At 71.9% G+C, this 16,843-nt stretch carries 11 protein-coding genes and 1 pseudogene; 6 read left to right on the top strand and 6 right to left on the bottom strand.

Going from position 1 to position 16,843, the window contains the following annotated elements; translation table 11 throughout:
* Nucleotides 1-29 precede the first annotated feature (29 nt).
* Complete coding sequence (locus tag ACY34K_RS31670; protein WP_462753301.1) at nucleotides 30-899, bottom strand: universal stress protein; 870 nt, start codon at nucleotides 897-899, stop codon at nucleotides 30-32.
* A gap of 867 nt (nucleotides 900-1,766) precedes the next feature.
* On the opposite strand from ACY34K_RS31670, the gene ACY34K_RS31665 reads away from it, so the two are divergent.
* From ACY34K_RS31665 to ACY34K_RS31655, 3 genes are all read left to right on the top strand, one after another.
* Entirely contained in the window at nucleotides 1,767-4,148 is a 2,382-nt protein-coding gene (locus tag ACY34K_RS31665; protein WP_462753299.1) for a phosphoketolase family protein, read from the top strand.
* 594 nt (nucleotides 4,149-4,742) lie between these two features.
* On the top strand, nucleotides 4,743-5,279 hold the full coding sequence (locus ACY34K_RS31660; protein ID WP_462753297.1) for a VOC family protein: 537 nt from the start codon (nucleotides 4,743-4,745) through the stop codon (nucleotides 5,277-5,279).
* Nucleotides 5,272-6,075, top strand: coding sequence for a MerR family transcriptional regulator (locus ACY34K_RS31655; RefSeq protein WP_462753295.1), 804 nt, complete (start codon nucleotides 5,272-5,274; stop codon nucleotides 6,073-6,075). The genes ACY34K_RS31660 and ACY34K_RS31655 overlap by 8 nt, the downstream gene beginning before the upstream one ends.
* A gap of 133 nt (nucleotides 6,076-6,208) precedes the next feature.
* Here ACY34K_RS31655 and ACY34K_RS31650 read toward each other — a convergent pair whose 3' ends face one another.
* Entirely contained in the window at nucleotides 6,209-6,808 is a 600-nt protein-coding gene (locus ACY34K_RS31650; protein ID WP_462753293.1) for a hypothetical protein, read from the bottom strand.
* Nucleotides 6,805-8,409: a serine/threonine-protein kinase gene (locus tag ACY34K_RS31645; RefSeq protein WP_462753291.1), complete on the bottom strand. Its 1,605-nt coding sequence runs from the start codon at nucleotides 8,407-8,409 to the stop codon at nucleotides 6,805-6,807. Before ACY34K_RS31645 ends, ACY34K_RS31650 begins: the two co-directional genes overlap by 4 nt.
* Nucleotides 8,410-9,009: 600 nt before the next feature.
* Between ACY34K_RS31645 and ACY34K_RS31640 the strand changes: the two are divergent.
* A pseudogene (locus ACY34K_RS31640) lies at nucleotides 9,010-10,184 on the top strand (spore photoproduct lyase family protein).
* Here ACY34K_RS31640 and ACY34K_RS31635 read toward each other — a convergent pair.
* Nucleotides 10,181-10,657, bottom strand: coding sequence for an MSMEG_6728 family protein (locus ACY34K_RS31635; RefSeq protein WP_462753289.1), 477 nt, complete (start codon nucleotides 10,655-10,657; stop codon nucleotides 10,181-10,183). The pseudogene ACY34K_RS31640 and the gene ACY34K_RS31635 overlap by 4 nt on opposite strands.
* Before the next feature lie 223 nt (nucleotides 10,658-10,880).
* Between ACY34K_RS31635 and ACY34K_RS31630 the strand changes: the two genes are divergently transcribed.
* Together ACY34K_RS31630 and ACY34K_RS31625 are read left to right on the top strand one after the other, a co-directional pair.
* Nucleotides 10,881-12,296, top strand: coding sequence for an amidase (locus ACY34K_RS31630; RefSeq protein ID WP_462753287.1), 1,416 nt, complete (start codon nucleotides 10,881-10,883; stop codon nucleotides 12,294-12,296).
* A gap of 77 nt (nucleotides 12,297-12,373) precedes the next feature.
* Entirely contained in the window at nucleotides 12,374-12,739 is a 366-nt protein-coding gene (locus ACY34K_RS31625; protein ID WP_462753285.1) for a hypothetical protein, read from the top strand.
* Nucleotides 12,740-12,832: 93 nt separating this feature from the next.
* Here the strand turns inward: ACY34K_RS31625 and katG are convergent, their stop codons facing one another.
* Together katG and ACY34K_RS31615 are read right to left on the bottom strand one after the other, a co-directional pair.
* Nucleotides 12,833-15,022 carry a catalase/peroxidase HPI gene (gene katG, locus ACY34K_RS31620; RefSeq protein ID WP_462753283.1) on the bottom strand — a complete coding sequence of 730 codons (2,190 nt, stop codon included), beginning with the start codon at nucleotides 15,020-15,022 and terminating at the stop codon, nucleotides 12,833-12,835.
* A 257-nt stretch (nucleotides 15,023-15,279) separates the two neighbouring features.
* The gene (locus ACY34K_RS31615; protein ID WP_462753281.1) at nucleotides 15,280-16,839 is read right to left on the bottom strand and encodes a mucoidy inhibitor MuiA family protein; all 1,560 of its coding nucleotides are present in this window, start codon (nucleotides 16,837-16,839) and stop codon (nucleotides 15,280-15,282) included.
* Nucleotides 16,840-16,843 lie beyond the last annotated feature (4 nt).

Genomic DNA, 16,843 nt, shown 5'->3' with positions numbered 1-16,843 from the left:
CTGGGCCCTGTCGTCGTCCCGTCGTACGTCTACTCGTGGGGGACGACGGCCACCGGGCACGGCGCGTGGTGCAGCGCGGCGTGTGCGACGGACCCGATACGCGTGCCCACGGGTGAGCGCCGGGCCCGCCGTCCGACGACGAGGAGGCGCGCCCCGGCGGCCGCCGTCAGCAGCACCTGGCCGCCGCTGCCGATCTCGACGTGCTCGACGACCGGAACATCGGGGAACCGGTCGCGCCAGGGCGCGAGCGCCTCCCGCAGAGCCTTCTCCTCGAACGGCACCGGACCGCCCGCCTCGTCCGCCTGCCGCAGCGAGCCGGGGCTGTAGGCGTAGACGGGGGGCAGGCTCCACGCCCGTACCGCGCGTACGGCGGCGCGCCGCGCCGCCGCCGCCCGGAAGGCGAAGCCCAGCACCTCGGCGCTGTCCTCCGGGGACCCCTGCTGTCCCACGACCACGTCACCGCCGTCCGGCACGACCCGGTCCGGCACGGCGCGGACGGAGACGACCGGTCGGGGAGACGCGGCGGTCACCTGCTGTCCGTAGGAGCCCAGCAGGAAGCCGACGAGCCGGCCGTGCCCGCGGGAGCCCAGCACCAGCATTTCGGCGCGCTCGGCCTCGCCCAGCAGGGCGGAGACGGCGGTGTCCGACACGATCTCCGACCTGAACGCCAGGTGCGGATGCCGTCCCGCGACGCGGGTCTCGGCCTCCCTCAGGACGGCTCGCGCGGATTTCGCCTGGGTCTCGCGGTCCTGTACGACGGGCACGTCGAGCGGCTGCCAGAGCCAGGCGTGGACCAGGCGGAGCGGCGTGCCACGGAGCACGGCCTCGTCGGCGGCCCAGTCCACCGCCGCCAGGCTTTCGGCGGAGCCGTCCACTCCTACGGTGATCGCGGGGGTCATCGCATGCCTTCCTCATAGGTCCGGTCGGGGCGCGGCCATGTGGGCCGGTGCACCGTCACATCAGCATCGGTCCGGCGGACGGGACGGGGGAGGGCCGGTCGGCCCTCCCGTGCGCGACCGTTCGGCCGCGATCGCGGCCCGCCGAACGGGGATCAGCGACCCGGGAACGGCCGCCGCACAGGGGCGGTCGGCCCTTCGGGCCGCCCGGGGCCGCCGCCGGCCGTCGAGCCGGGCGCGGTGGGAAGGAGAGGAGTGTGCGACGCGGGCGGGCAGCGCGTCCGGCCGGCATCGGGATCGGGGACGAGCGCCTCGGTGAAGTCCGTGAGCGGGACCGGCCGGCGGTCGGCGCCGGCGAAGCCGAAGGCCAGTCGCACGTCGTGCGTCCCGGCGGCCTGGACGCCGGGGTTGCACAAGCCGTCCAGCAGGTCCGGACACTCGGCGAAGATCGTCGCGCAAAGTGAGTCGTGATGGCGCCCGGCGTCGCCGGCGGCAGGACGAGTCGGATACGCCGCGAATGCTCCGACTTCGCGATGCAGGGCAGGGGTTGACCGGTCCGGCACCCGGGCGCGGGAAACCGCCGTTCCGCGGCGGCATCGGGGCCGGGGGTCCCGGGCACGACGACGCCCACCCTCGCGGCGCCCCGGGAAGGGGCCGTCCCGCGCCACCGGGGCGCCGGTTCCGGACATCCTCGCCGGGGCCCGCATGAGCACCTCACGGACCGGAACCCGGGACCACGGGGACCGGGCATGAGGCCGACCGGCCCCTGTCGCCTCCGCACACCGAACGAAACGCTGTGGTGACACCGCCGTGCGGCACGCCCGGCCACGACGACCCCTGCCCTTGTCCGGCCCACGAACGGAGAGGTTCATGAGCGACGGCGCGGCCGCCGGCACCACCCTGTCGGCGGAGGAACTCGAAGCCCTGGACGCCCACTGGCGCGCGGCGAACTACCTCGCCGTCGGCCAGATCTACCTGATGCGCAATCCACTGCTGCGGGAACCCCTGCGACCCGAACACATCAAGCCGCGGCTGCTGGGTCACTGGGGGACGTCCCCCGGCCTCAACCTGGTGCACACCCATCTCAACCGTGTCATCAAGGCCCGCGGCCTGGACGCGCTGTGCGTCTGGGGGCCCGGCCACGGCGGACCCGCGGTGCTGGCCAACGCGTGGTTGGAGGGCAGCTACAGCGAGATCTACCCCGACGTCCCCCGGGACGCGAGCGGCATGGAGCGCCTCTTCCGGCAGTTCTCCTTCCCCGGCGGTGTGCCGAGCCATGTGGCCCCCGAGACCCCCGGCTCGATCCACGAAGGCGGTGAGCTCGGCTATTCCCTCGCCCACGCCTACGGCGCAGCGCTGGACAACCCGCGCCTGCTGGTGACCTGCGTCATCGGCGACGGCGAGGCCGAGACCGGACCCCTGGCCACCTCGTGGCACTCCAACAAGTTCCTCGATCCCGTCCACGACGGTGCGGTGCTGCCCGTGCTGCACCTCAACGGATACAAGATCGCCAACCCGACGGTCCTCTCCCGCCTTCCTCGCGAAGAGCTGGACGACCTGCTGCGCGGCTGCGGACACGACCCCCTCCACGTGACCGGCGACGACCCGGCCGAGGTGCACCGGGCGATGGCCGGTGCCATGGACCAGGCCCTGGACCGGATCGCCGGCATCCAGACCGCCGCCCGCGAGCACGGTGTCACCGGCCGGCCTCGCTGGCCCGTGATCGTCCTGCGGACACCCAAGGGCTGGACGGGTCCCGCCGAAGTGGACGGACAGCCCGTGGAGGGAACCTGGCGTGCCCATCAGGTGCCCTTGTCCGGCGTACGGGAGAACCCCGGGCACCTGGCACAGCTGGAGGCGTGGCTGCGCTCGTACCGCCCCGACGAGCTCTTCGACGACCTCGGCCGCCCCCGCCCGCGCGTACTGGACTGCGTACCCGAGGGTGAGCGCAGGCTCGGCGCCACACCGCACGCCAACGGAGGGCTGCTCACCCGGGACCTGCCGATCGCGCCGCTGGAGCACTTCGCCGTCCCCGTCGCCAAGCCCGGCACCGACCGCCACGAACCCACGCTGGTGCTCGGCGAACTCCTCCAACAGGTGATGGCGGACACCGCGACACGACGCGACTTCCGCCTGGTGGGGCCCGACGAGACCGCCTCCAACCGGCTCCAGGCCGTGTACGGGGCGAGCGGCAAGGCGTGGCAGGAGACGATGCTCGGCACGGACGAACACCTGGACCGGCACGGCCGGGTCATGGAGGTGCTCTCCGAGCATCTGTGCCAGGGCTGGCTGGAGGGCTACCTCCTGACCGGCCGCCACGGGCTGTTCTCCTGCTACGAGGCGTTCGTCCACATCGTCGACTCCATGGTCAACCAGCACGTCAAGTGGCTGAAGACATCCCGCGCCCTCCCGTGGCGGGCGCCGGTTCCCTCGCTCAACTACCTGCTCACCTCCCATGTGTGGCGTCAGGACCACAACGGCTTCTCCCACCAGGATCCCGGCTTCGTGGACCACGTCCTCAACAAGAGCCCCGACGTCGTACGGGTCTACCTGCCGCCGGACGCCAACACGCTGCTCTCGGTCGCCGACCACGTGCTGCGCAGCCGCGACTACGTCAACGTGGTGGTGGCCGGCAAGCAGCCCACGTTCGACTGGCTCCCCCTCGACCGGGCGCGGGCCCACTGCGCGCGCGGCGTCGGCATCTGGGACTGGGCCGGGACCGAGGAGGAGGCGGGTGAACCCGACGTGGTCCTCGCGTGCGCCGGTGACGTTCCCACCCAAGAGGTCCTCGCGGCGGTCACACTCCTGCGCACCGAACTGCCCGGCCTGGCGGTGCGGGTGGTCAACGTGGTGGACCTCGCCCGGCTGATGCCCCACGAAGAGCACCCGCACGGTCTGACGGACGCGGAATTCGACGCCTTGTTCACCCGCGACAAGCCGGTGATCTTCGCTTATCACGGCTACCCCTGGCTCATTCACCGCCTCGCCTACCGCCGTGCCGGACACCCCAACCTTCACGTCCGCGGCTACAAGGAGATGGGCACCACCACCACGCCCTTCGACATGGTCGTGCGCAACGACCTCGACCGCTACCGGCTCGTCATGGACGTCATCGACCGCGTCCCCGGCCTGGCGGTGAAGGCCGCGGCCGTGCGCCAGCGCATGGAGGACACCCGCATCCGCCACCACGCGTACATCCGTGAGCACGGGACCGACCTGCCGGAAGTCGCCGCCTGGACATGGACGGACTGAGAGCGCCGGAGGGCCGATCAAGCCGCGGCCTCCGGCCCGGAGAGGGGAGAAGGAAGGATCGCCTGCGGATCACATCGGGGCGGGAGGTTCCTTCATCCAGGCCGGGACGTCCTGGCCGGTGAGCGAACGGAACTGCTCGGCCACTCCGACGGTGTCGCCGGTGTGAACAGATCCGTGCGAAGCCCGACGCCACCGCGTGCCGGCCGCCCCCGTGAGCCTCGTACGAGGTGCTCATCGTTCGCTGATGTGCTGGTCGCGACCGGCCTGATACACCCTGCCGTGGCCGGACGCTTCCGCCCGCCGACGCGGGGCGGCCCGTTCGTCACCGGCGGTGCCGGAGGCGGTCGGGCAGCCGCCGTCGGTCGGAGCCTGCTGCGGCTCCAAGGGCGGGTCGAAAGGGGCGACCCACCGCCGCCACGCCCGGTGCCGGTTCACCCACGGGTGAGCAACGCCGGTCACCGCGCGGCCGGCGGCGGCCCCGCCCAGGACCGACCGCCCCCGTACCAGCGACGCTGATCGCATGGTTCCGTCCGCCGAGATGTTCGTCGAACTCGGCTTGACCCTCACGTTGCGTGAGGCCGGAGGGTGGGGTGCATGAGCGACTACTACAACGCGTTCGAGATGAGTCCCGTGCCCGCTCCCGGCCCGGACGCGGTTCCGCCGGAGCCGTTCCGCGGCATCTACGGAATGCCCGCCTTCGTGACGATCCCCACGACCGATCTGGCGAAGTCGGTGGACTTCTGGACGCGTGGGCCCGGGTTCTTCGAGTTGTTCAGCATCCCCGGCCGGCTTGTCCATCTGCGCCGCTGGGCGTTCCAGGACGTACTCCTCGTCACGGCGGAGAGCGTTCCGGAGCGGGCACCCGCGATGAGCTTCAGCTTCGCCTGTGTGCTCAGCCAGATCGATTCCCTTGTCGAGTCCTGTCGTGCGGTGCGCCCGGACTCGGTCCACGGCCCCCGGGACACTCCCTGGAACACCCGCGATGTGGAGGTGATCACCCCCGAGAACGCCCGGATCGTGTTCACTGCGGCGAAGCCCTTCGATCCGTCCAGTCAGGAGGCACGGAACCTTGAAGCCATCGGGATCACCCCGCCGGGCGCCGGGCGCGGCGCCAAGGAGGAGCATGCCTGATGCCACCGACGCCGACGGCCTGACAGTCGGTCAGGTCTCGGCGCGGCTGGGCGTGACAGTCCGCGCGCTGCACCACTGGGACGAGATCGGCCTGGCCCGACCGTCGCTGCGCACGCCTGCCGGATACCGGCTCTACACCGCTGATGACCTGCAGCGTCTGCACCGCATCGTCGTCTACCGCGAGATCGGGCTCGGCCTGGACAGGATAGGGGCCGTCCTGGACGACTCGACCGCGGACGTGCCCGGGGCACTGCGCGCGCAACGCACCCAGGTCGCCGAACGGATCGAGCGCCTCCAGCAGCTCAGCGCCGGACTGGACCGGATGATCGACGCCCATGAGCGCGGCCTGCTGCTGACCGTCGAGCAGCAGGCCGAGATCTTCGGCCCCCGGTGGAACCCGGACTGGCCCGCCCAAGCCCGTCAGCGCTTCGGAGACACGACGCAATGGCGGCAGTACGCCGAACGATCGGCCGCTCGCGGTCCGGAGGAATGGCAGGCCATCACCGACGCCAATGCCGGCCTCGACCGCGCCCTCGGGGACGCGATGGACGCCGGCGTCACACCCGGAAGCCCGGAAGCGAATCAACTCGTCGAGCGGCACCGCGAAGTCTTCGCCTCGTACTTTCCCCTCACCAGGCAGATGCAGGTCTGTCTCGGCCGCATGTACGAGGCCGATCCGGGATTCGCCGCCCACTACGACAGCATCCGCACCGGCCTCGCCACGTGGCTGCGTCACATCATCGACGCGAGCGCACGCGCCCACGGCATCGACCCCGACACCGCGACGTGGCAGTAGAGCGCGGGTACGGAAGTCCCCACTCTGGGTGCGCCGGGACACGCTTCCGGACCGCTGCCGGCCGACGGCCGTACCGGTGCGAACGGGCGCCCACACGTGGCGGCGGGGCGACCCGATCGCGTCCTGCACAACGTCAAGCCCGGGGCGCGCAGTGGTAGGTGAACTTCACCGCCGCCGTGTGCCGGGTCGGCTCCAGCAGCTCCAGGCGCGCCTCGGCCTGGTAGTCGCCCGGTCCCTGGAACGTCCACAGCAGATGGAGCGTGGCCTCCTTCTGGCCCCGGGTCACCTGCTCCGTCAGCCGTTCGGAGCGAGTGCCGTCGCTGCGGATCCACTGGTACACCAGGGTTCCCCGGTCGCCGTTCGTCCGGACGACGCCCGTCACGTCGGCGGCCGTGTCGCAGGCCGGTCCGGCCGGGGAGGTGGTCACGCTCACGTCCCGTACCGCGATACCGGGACCGTAGCGCTGCCAGCCGAGGTACACGAGGACGGCGAGCAGAACGGCCGCCGCCAGCGCGTACCGGCGCAGCCCGCCGCCCCGCCGGGCTGGCGCGGGTCCCGCTACGACGGGGAACGGCGCGACGGCCGCCGCGGTGACACCTGGACCGAAGCGCAGCACGGAGCCGTCGACCCGGTCGGGAGCGACGTCGTCCTGCCCGGGCGGTCCGTCCTGCACGGGCGGCCCGCTGATCCAGTGGCTGCCGAGGACAGTGGCGCTGTAGTCGTCGTTGCTCATCGGATTTCACACTGCCTGATCAGGATCTGCTGGACCGCGGCCCCGTTGCCCGCGGCGGGCGTGGTCGTGGCACGCACGCCCCAGTAGCAGCCCGTGCCCGAGAAAGAGAGGGTCCTGGCGGTCGCCGCCGTGGAGGAAGGGAAGGTCATGGAGCCCTCGGCCGCGCCGAGTGTGCCCCGGGAGTCACTGCTGAACCACTCCAGCCGCACGGTCGCCGGACCGGAGGCGTCGACGGACAACGTCACCTGCGCCGCCTTGAAGTCGGTCTGCCGGAACGAGGTCACGGTCACCGCCTTCACCTCCACCGCGGGCGGTGGAGAAGGGGACGGCGGTGTCGTCGCCGGCGGGGGGCTCGTCGGCTCGGGGGGCGTCGGGATGCCCGGGCCAGGTGTCGCCGGAGCGGAGGCGGAAGCGGAAGCGGATGCCGAGGTCGAGGCAGAGACGGACGGGGACGGCGAGGCCGACGCCGACGCGGAAGGGGACCCTGAAGGAGACCCGGAAGGAGATCCCGAGGGTGCGGTCGGAGGGACCGGGCCGCCCGTCGACGGGGCCGCACTCGTCGTCGCGAAGACCCGCTGCGCCGCCGCGCCGCCCGTACGGTCCGTGGCCGCCGCCTCGGTGAAGACCAGCAGCAGGCCCAGGACCAGCGCCACGCCGGCGCCCAGCCAGCCGCGGCGACCGGGCGCCCACAGTGAGGTGGTGGCCAAGGCGGTGGTGGACGCCGGCGAGCCGACCGCCGACGGGAACAGCAGCGGCAGCAGCGCGGCCAGAGCCGCCAGCTTGCGCTGTCCGCGCTCCTCCCAGTCCGGCCCGTACGCCGCGCAGGCCACGCCCTCCAACTCGGCGACGAACGCCTCGGCGTCCTCCGGGCGCTCCTCCGGCCGCTTCGCCAGGCCCCGGCGAATCAGCGGGCGCACCGGCTCCGGGGCCTCGGCGTCCGGGACCGGGGCCTCGATGTGCTGGAGGGCCAGCTCCGCGAAGTTCTCCCCGGCGTACGGCTTGCGGCCCGTCAGGCACTCGAAGAACGTGGCCGTGGCCGCGTACACGTCGGCCGCCGGTGAGGCGCGCCCGCCCTGCCACTGCTCCGGGGCCATGTACGCGGGTGTGCCGGCCACTCCCGGCGTGGTGCCGTCGTCCGCCGCGATACCGAAGTCCACCAGCTTGGAGGAGCCGTCCGCCGCGACCAGAACGTTCTCCGGCTTGTAGTCGCGGTGCACGACCCCCGCCCGGTGGGCGGCCGCCAGGCCGAGCAGGGATCCCTTGAGCACGACCAGGGCCGCCTCGGGGGCGGTGTGCCCGGACTGCTTCAGCAGCGCGCGCAGGGCGATGCCGTCCACCAGCTCCATCACGATGGCGGCACCGGCGGGCGCCTCCACGTACTCGTACAGTCCGACGACGTACGGCGAGTGCAGTCCTCCGAGCAGCCGAGCCTCGGCCCGGAACCCCCGTACGAACGCCGGGTCCTGGCGCAGCCGGTCCGCGAGGTACTTCACCGCGACCGGAGTTCCGGTCCCGTCGTGCACCGCAAGCACGACCCGGCCGCTGGCGCCCGAGCCGAGTTCTCTGGTCTCCGTGTAACCGGGGACCACCCACGCCTTCATTCTTCCGTCCCCCCCTGCTGTGGGTCTTCACCCTCTGGGACACGGATGAGCCCGTGGCCGGTTCCCGACCATGCGGTCCGCTCGGTCGGCGGACCGCTTCGCGCGAACGGGAGTGGGGCGGCCGGTCCGCGGCCGACCCGTCCGAAGGCGTGGTCGTTGGTGTGGGTGCTGAGTGCGTAAAGCCGTGCCGCGTTGCCGCACAAGCGTTGTACGGCGCCGAGAACATCGCCCTCGGCACGTGGCGGGGTCATGATAGGGCCCTCCCGCGGAGGGCTCTCGGCGGGGAGCCCGGGTTTGCGACGGCACACGGTGGTGAGGCCTGTCGGCGATGGAATTCGGCCAACACCCGCTCGGGCCGGTCACGCGTGAGTGCCGCGTCATGGTGCGCGGTCGCACCCGTCCCCCACGGCCACGACGCGCCTGGGGCAGGCCGGGGCCGGGAAGCGGTCGCGGGGGAGGACATCGGCCCGTCGCCGGTGCGGGAGCGGTCACGCCGGAGGACATCGGAGCCACGTGCCGCTCAGGCGTCGCCGGTGCGTACCCCCGTACAGTGGGAAGAGGCGCGTCGCCACCTCCCCGTACCGCCTGACCGGAGTACCCATGCACCATCCGTCCGCCGCCCCGGATGACGGCTCCGACGCGCTGTTCGGGCTCGACGCCATCGGCGCCGGGCCGGCGGCGGTCGCGGAGGGCCCGTCCTACCGGGACTCCGCCGCGGCTCGTCGGCTGCTGCCCGTGCGGGAGATCCACGCCGAGCCGGCGGCGGCCGCGTCGCCACGTGGACGGCAGATCCTCGCCAGGTTCCCCGGGGCGCGGGTGATCCCGGTGGACTCCCACTGGCGCATCCCGGGCCTGCACGGCAACGAGGGCAACGTCGAGCGCTGGACCCGGGTCAAGGGGGAGACGCTGGTCCTGGGGGAGAAGAAGACGCTCGCCACTCGCCCCAACGGCCGGTCCGCGGACTGGATCGCCCCCGGCGCCTCGAACGGCTGCGCGATGGCCTGCGCCTACTGCTATGTGCCCCGGCGCAAGGGCTACGCCAATCCCATCACCGTCTTCACCAACATCGACCGGATCATCGCCCATCTCGCCCGGCACGTCGCCCGGCAGGGTCCCAAGACCGAGCCGAACCAGTGCGACGCCGACTCCTGGGTGTACGACATCGGCGAGAACGGCGACTGCTCGGTGGACGCCCTGATCTGCGACAACACCGCCGACCTCGTGCACGCCTTCCGGCAGTGGCCCACCGCCAAGGCCTCGTTCGCCACCAAGTTCGTCAACCCCGACCTGCTCGCCCTGGACCCCCGGGGCCGGACCCGGGTCCGTTTCTCCCTGATGCCGCCGGACGACTCCCGGCTGCTGGACCTGCGCACCTCGCCCTCGCCGAGCGCATCACCGCCGCGGCGGACTTCCTCGACGCCGGTTACGAAGTGCACTTCAACCTTTCCCCCGTGGTCGTCCGTCCCGGCTGGCGGGAGGCCTGGGCGGAGCTGCTGAGGCACCTGGACGACGTACTGCCACCGCGGGTGAAGCGGCAGGCCGCGGCCGAGGTCATCATGCTCACCCACAACCGGCAGCTCCACGAGGTCAACCTGGGCTGGCACCCCCGTGCCGAGGAGGTCCTCTGGCGGCCGGAACTCCAGCAGGACAAGCGCTCCGAGAACGGCGCGGTCAACGTCCGCTACCGCAACGGCACCAAGGCCGAAGCCGTGGACGCCCTCCGGGCCCTGATCCGCTTGCACAGCCCCTGGCTCCGCGTTCGGTACGCCTTCTAAGCGCTCCGTGGCTCACGGTCCGACGACGGCCAGACATAGGGCAGGTCGTCCGGCACCCCGGGAAACAGACGGGCGTACACGTCCCGGTCCTTGCGGACGAGCGCCGAGCGGTGGCTCCGGTGAAACGCCTCGTCGCCGAGCCAGGGCGGCAGCTCGCCGGCGGCGAACAGCTCCGCCTGGTCCCGCACCGGAGCGCCCGGCCGGTGGGCCCCCAGCCCGGCCACCAGGGAGGCGGCACAACTGTCCTGGTGTCCCTGTTCCCGCCAGGCCCGGCAGATCTCCAGGCCGTACCGCACGAGTGCTTCCTCGTATCCGCTCCACATCCGTACGGCCGGGTGCCGGCGCCATCCGTAGCCGGGTACGGTCAGGCCGCGCAGGACCTGCAGTGCCTCGACGCGCTGCTTGCCCAGCCGGCGACGGTCCAGGAGCAACGCGGTCTGCCGGAAGTCGGGGTGCGGCAGAAACGTCTGCATCGGTCACCGTTCCTTTCTCGCGCGGCCCGGGCGGCCTGCCCTCCGGCGAGCCGCTCCGCACCTCCCGATGGCTTCCCCGCGGTGGGTGGTCCGCCGCACACGGCCACCGGCCGCGTCCCTCCGCCACCCGTCCGGCGGGCCTCTCGCGGGCGAACCCTCGCCTGTTACCTGCGAGTAAGGAATGATGGCGGACAACCATCCCTACGGCCGGGCTGAGGTAGCGGTGACGACTTACGAGGAACGGACCACGGTGCACGCCTTCCGGGACGACGCCCTGGGAGAGCACGACGCCGTCGGGCTCGCCGAGGCGATCCGGCGGGGCGAGGTCGGCGCCGCCGAGGCGGCCCGGGACGCGGCCGAGCGGGTGCGGGCGGTCGAGGAGCGGCTCAACGCGGTCCAGGTGCACATCGATGCCCCGGTGCACGGCAGGGCGGCGGGCGGTGCCTTCGCCGGGGTGCCGACCTTCGTCAAGGACAACACCGACTACCTCGGCCTGCCCACCGGCCACGGGAGCGCGGCCTTCACCCCGAGGGCGGCGCGGCGGCATGCGCCGTTCGCCCGGCAGTACCTGAGCAGCGGCGTCACGGTGCTGGGTAAGACCCGGCTGCCCGAGTTCGGGTTCAGCCCGACCACGGAGTTCGAGGACGGTGAGCCCGTCCGCAACCCGTGGAACACGGCGTACTCGGCGGGCGGTTCCTCGGGCGGCAGCGCGGCTCTCGTCGCCGCCGGGGCGGTGCCGATCGCGCACGCCAACGACGGCGGTGGATCGATCCGCATCCCCGCCGCGGCCTGCGGTCTCGTCGGCCTCAAGCCGACCCGCGGCCGGGTCGTGGCGAACGCCCAGAGCCGTCAACTGCCGATCGACATCGTCACCGACGGCATCGTGAGCCGCTCCGTGCGGGACAGCGCCGCGTTCCTCGCCGCCGCCGAGACGTACTGGCGGAGCCCGAAGCTGCCGCCCCTCGGCCTCGTCGAAGGCCCCTCGGACCGGCGTCTGCGCATCGGGTTCCTGCTGGACTCCCCGAACGGAGTCCAGTCCGACACCGCCACCCGGACGGCCGTCAAGGAGACCGCCGCCACGCTCGAACGCCTCGGCCACACCGTGGAGCCGGTGGAGCTGACCATCGATCCCCGTTTCACCGAGGACTTCCTCAGCTACTGGGGACTGCTGTCGTTCCTGCTCGGTGTTACGGGCCGGACCCTCGGAGCCGACTTCGACCGGCGCCGCATGGACGGTCTCAGCCGGGGGCTGCGTGAGGCCTATCTGAAGGACTGGCGCCGCACTCCCGGTGTGCTGCGGAGGCTGAGGCGCACACAGGAGGCCTACGCGGCGTCGTTCCGCGGCCTCGACCTCATCCTGACCCCGGTGCTCGCCCACACCACCCCGCCGATCGGCCATCTCAGCCCGACCGTGCCCTACCACACGCTGATCGAGCGGATCCTCGCGTACGTCGCGTTCACCCCCGTCAACAACGTCGTCGGCACCCCGTCGATCTCGGTGCCCGCCGCGAGCGCCACGGACGACGGGCTTCCCGTCGGCGTCATGTTCTCCGGCCGCCCCGGCAGTGAACGCGCGCTGCTCGAAGTGGCGTTCGCCCTGGAGGCGGACCGCCCGTTCCGCCGCGTCCAGGACGTGTGAGCGCCCATGACGTTCGACGTGGTCCGGGGAGAACTCCCCCTGCGGCTGCCGGGCACCTTCAGCCGTGGGCCGTCGAAGTGGCCCACAGCAAAGTCCTGCTGCGCGGATTCCTGGGAGGCGAGGACGGCGGACGCCCCCGCACCTTCGACGTCCTCTTCCAGGACGTCTCCCGGATCGCCCTGTCCGACCGGTACACGGACCTCCGCGTCACCGCCGCGGACATGGACACCCTGCGCGCCGAGGAGAGGAGAGTCGGAGGCGGATGGCCCGGTTCGAGCCTCTTCCTGCTCTCCGACGGCAGACCGTACGACTACGTGGTCGCGGGCTACCTCTTCTGGGCCGAGGTGTCCGTCTTCCCCGGGGAACGCAGCCCGCTGCTGGAAGGGTCCCCCACGCCCGGCTCGGTCGAGGGAAACCAGGTCTTCCGGTTCCAGGGCGGCTGAAGCGCCCGGGGGAGCTACCCCGGCCCTCCGGCGGGACGGAGCCCCGGTCGCCCGAGAACGGCCGGCCGGGGCTGCGGACCCGGGGTCCCGGGCTCAGGCGAGGTCGAACCGGTCGAGGTTCATCACCTTGGTCCACGCCGCCACGAAGTCGCGCACGAACTTCTCTCCCGCGTCGGCGGACGCGTACACCTCCGACACGGCCCGGAGCTGGGAGTTCGAACCGAAGACGAGGTCGACCGCGGTGGCGGTCCACTTGAGTTCGCCCGTGGCGCGGTCCCGGCCCTCGAAGACGTTCTCGTCCGAGGCCGACGCCTTCCACTCCGTCCCCATGTCGAGCAGATTGACGAAGAAGTCGGTGGTCAGCGCCTCCGGCCGGTCGGTGAAGACGCCGTGGCGGGCTCCCTTGAATCCGGTGTCCAGAGCGCGCATGCCGCCGATCAGGACCGCCATCTCGGGAGCGGTCAGCGTCAGCAGGTTGGCGCGGTCCAGGAGGAGCGTCTCCGGCGACAGCTTCTCTCCCTCCCGGAGGTAGTTCCGGAAGCCGTCCGCCCTGGGTTCGAGCACCGCGAACGAGTCCACATCGGTCTGCTCCTGCGAGGCGTCCGTGCGCCCCGGCGCGAACGGGACCGTGATGTCGTGGCCGGCGTTCTTCGCGGCTCGCTCGACGGCCGCGCAGCCGCCCAGGACGATCAGGTCGGCGAGCGACACCTTCGTCCCGCCGTTCTGCGAGCCGTTGAACTCCTGCTGGAGCTGCTCGAGGGTCCGCACCACCTCGGCCACCTCGGGCAGGTCGTTGACCTCCCAGTCCTTCTGCGGCGCGAGCCGGATCCGAGCGCCGTTGGCACCGCCGCGCATGTCAGTGCCGCGGAAGCTCGCCGCCGACGCCCAGGCCGTCGTGACCAGCTGGGGGACGGACAGTCCCGAGGCGAGGATCCTGCCCTTGAGCGCGGCGACGTCCTCGTCCGAGACCAGCTGGTGATCGACCGCGGGGACGGGGTCCTGCCACAGCTGCGGCTCGGGAACCCAGGGGCCGAGATAGCGCGTGACGGGCCCCATGTCGCGGTGCAACAGCTTGTACCACGCCCTGGCGAAGGCGTCCGCCAGCTTGTCCGGGTTCTCGTGGAAGCTCTTGGAGATCGGTCCGTAGACCGGATCGAGCTTCAGCGCGAGGTCCGTCGTCAGCATCATCGGCGCGTGCCTCTTCGACGGATCGTGGGCATCGGGCACCGTGTCCTTGGCCGACGGATCGGTGGGAGTCCACTGCTTCGCACCCGCCGGGCTCGTCGTCAGCTCCCAGTCGTACCCGAAGAGGTTGTCCAGGTAGCCGTTGTCCCACTTCGTCGGCTCGGAGGTCCACGCGCCCTCGAGTCCGCTGGTCAGCGCGTGGGGGCCCACGCCGCTGCCGTAGGTGTTCTTCCAGCCGAGGCCCTGGTGCTCGACGGGGCAGGCCTCGGGTTCCGGACCGATGTACGAGGGATCGACCGCACCGTGGCATTTGCCGAAGGTGTGGCCGCCGACGATGAGGGCGACCGTCTCCTCGTCGTTCATCGCCATGCGCCCGAACGTGTCGCGAATGTCCCGGGCGGCGGCCATCGGATCCGGATTTCCGTCGGGCCCCTCCGGATTGACGTAGATCAATCCCATCTGCACGGCACCGAATGGACTGGCGAGTTCCCTGTCACCGCTGTAGCGCTCGTCCCCGAGCCAGGTGTCCTCGGGGCCCCAGAAGATTTCCTCGGGCTCCCAGATGTCCTCCCGCCCGAATCCGAACCCGAACGTCTTGAACCCCATGGACTCCATGGCGCAGTTGCCGGCGAATACCAGAAGGTCGGCCCAGGAGATCTTCCGCCCGTACTTCTGCTTGACCGGCCACAGCAAGCGGCGCGCCTTGTCGAGGCTCGCGTTGTCCGGCCAGCTGTTGAGGGGGGCGAATCGCTGGGATCCGGCACCGCCGCCGCCACGTCCGTCGGCTGTGCGGTACGTGCCCGCGGCGTGCCAGCTCATCCTGATGAAGAGCGGTCCGTAGTGGCCGTAGTCCGCAGGCCACCAGTCCTGCGACGTCGTCATCACCTCGAAGATGTCCCGCTTCAGCGCGTCGACGTCGAGGGTCGCGAATTCCTCCGCGTAGTCGAAGTCCTCGCCCATCGGATTGGCCTGAGGCGAGTGCTGGTGGAGAACCTGAAGGTCCAGCTGGTTCGGCCACCAGTCCCGGTTCGTCCTGGGACGAGTCGACGTGGGCTCCGGGGAGGGGATTACTGGGTTCTCGCTTTCGCTGCCGGACACGTCCGTCCTCTTTCCTGTCTCGGTGGTTCCCTTTGCTGGCTGCTTTCGGCGTCCGTATGGTCGCGCACCGCAGACCACACCGCTACGAGAACACGCAGGGACCGCCACGAGAACACGCAGGGCGCGGCCGGTGACAAGAACTCGAAGTCCCGGGCGCGGACGCCCGGGTCGGTAAAGATTCTCCCGGTCATGGAGACGTACGAGAATATGTGACTATTCCCCCTCAGCATAATGACCCGCTGACGGGAGAAGCGAGCTCAGAGCCCGGCGACTTTGGTGCTCGCCGACAGCTCGTAGACCAGCGTGACGGTGCGGCGGCCGCCGGGCGGGAGGGGGACGTCCCAGCGGACGATGCCGTCCGCGTCGACCGCGTCGGGCGCCGGGGAGCACGCCTCCTTCCGCAGCCGTACCTCCACCGCCGAGACCTCGGAGACCGGGATCCGTTCCCGGAGGACGACCACCCGCTCGTCGTGCTCCCCGGGGGCGGAGAACCGCGACAGGTGCAGCCGGACGGTGCGCGTCACCACGGTCCGCTGCATGATGCCGCCGGAATCGCGGGACTCCTCGGCGTACCGGACCACCCGGTGGTCGTCGCAACTGCCGAAGGCGAGCTCGACAGGGGTGCCGGGGGCGGTGAAGTCCAGCGTCCCGTGGCCACTGAAGCCGCTGCCGCGGACCAGGTCCACGGGCCCGGCGAGCAGCACATGGCCGGACCTGTTGTCGAACCGCACCACCCGGGTGACCAGCGGCGACAGCTCCGGTGAGCAGGCGTACTCACTGGTCGCGGCAGTGGTGAAGACGGAGAGCCGCACGCGGTGGGCGCGGCCGTCCGTGGGCACGGAGACCGGAGCGGGGGCGCTCAGCATCCGCGTCTCCCCACCGTCGTCCACCCCCGGCAGACCCAGCACCGGGACCGGGCCGAGATCCCCGATCTCCTCCTCGCGAAGCTCGACGTCGACCGTGCGGCGCTCGGCCGCGGACCGGTCCTTGAGCGTCAGCCGGTCCTCGCCCAGCCGCGGTGGATCCGTGGCCAGCGACGACCGCGCGGTCGACAGCGTCAGCCGTACGTCCGACCAGTCCTCGCCGGTGCGCTGCCAGATCACCGCGTCGGTCTCCAGCGTCAGGGAGTCGCCGTCGAGCACGGCCCGGTAGGCGGGCCGCCACAGCGCGCACGGAGTGAGGTGGCCCAGGCGCAGCCGGGCCGGTCCCGCGATCGCGGACTCCACGGTCAGCTCGACATGACCGACCAGTTCGGCGGGCTCCTCCTCGGCGAGGTCCATGGCCCGCCAGGTCTCCCCGAGCTCGCCGGTGACGGCGGCCAGCCGGGCCTCCACGGCGCGCAGCTGCTCGCCGTACGAGTCACGCTCGCCGTCCACCCGGTCCAGTTCGCGGGCCCAGCGGGTGGCCTCGCTCTCCCCGAGGCCGGCGCCCTCGCCGATCTCCCGCAGCACATCGGCGGCGAGGCGGCCGAGCAGCGCGAGCCGGGTCTTCAGCCGGTCACGCCGCTGCTCCAGGGCGATCCGCTCCTCTTCGAGCGCGTGCACGCGGACGCGCAGGGCGGAGTCGTCATCGGCGGACGGGGGACGCCGCGGCGTCCAGGTGCGGACGATCCGCACGTCGAGCACGGTGGCCCCGTGATCGGCGGCCAGTTCGGCATGGAGGGTGCGGTCGACGGCCAGCGCGCTGACCGGACCCAGCCGCAGCCGCTGGACCCCGGCCCGCAGATCGAGCACGGCGGTGCGCTCGACGTGCGCGCGGTCCTCCAGGCAGGTGACGGCGGTGACGGGAAGGGAGATCGGCTCCGAGACCGTGGACATGGCG

The sequence above is a fragment of the Streptomyces sp. STAM6 genome (assembly GCF_054963715.1).
The sequence above is the reverse complement of the archived record's forward strand: the minus strand, read 5'-3'. Positions and strand labels throughout refer to the sequence as shown.

Bases quoted from the DNA above. Each gene is read 5' to 3' on its own strand.
- ACY34K_RS31670 (WP_462753301.1), bottom strand. From the start codon at position 899: ATGACCCCCGCGATCACCGTAGGAGTGGACGGCTCCGCCGAAAGCCTG.
- ACY34K_RS31665 (WP_462753299.1), top strand. From the start codon at position 1,767: ATGAGCGACGGCGCGGCCGCCGGCACCACCCTGTCGGCGGAGGAACTC.
- ACY34K_RS31660 (WP_462753297.1), top strand. From the start codon at position 4,743: ATGAGCGACTACTACAACGCGTTCGAGATGAGTCCCGTGCCCGCTCCC.
- ACY34K_RS31655 (WP_462753295.1), top strand. From the start codon at position 5,272: ATGCCTGATGCCACCGACGCCGACGGCCTGACAGTCGGTCAGGTCTCG.
- ACY34K_RS31650 (WP_462753293.1), bottom strand. From the start codon at position 6,808: ATGAGCAACGACGACTACAGCGCCACTGTCCTCGGCAGCCACTGGATC.
- ACY34K_RS31645 (WP_462753291.1), bottom strand. From the start codon at position 8,409: ATGAAGGCGTGGGTGGTCCCCGGTTACACGGAGACCAGAGAACTCGGC.
- ACY34K_RS31635 (WP_462753289.1), bottom strand. From the start codon at position 10,657: ATGCAGACGTTTCTGCCGCACCCCGACTTCCGGCAGACCGCGTTGCTC.
- ACY34K_RS31615 (WP_462753281.1), bottom strand. From the start codon at position 16,839: ATGTCCACGGTCTCGGAGCCGATCTCCCTTCCCGTCACCGCCGTCACC.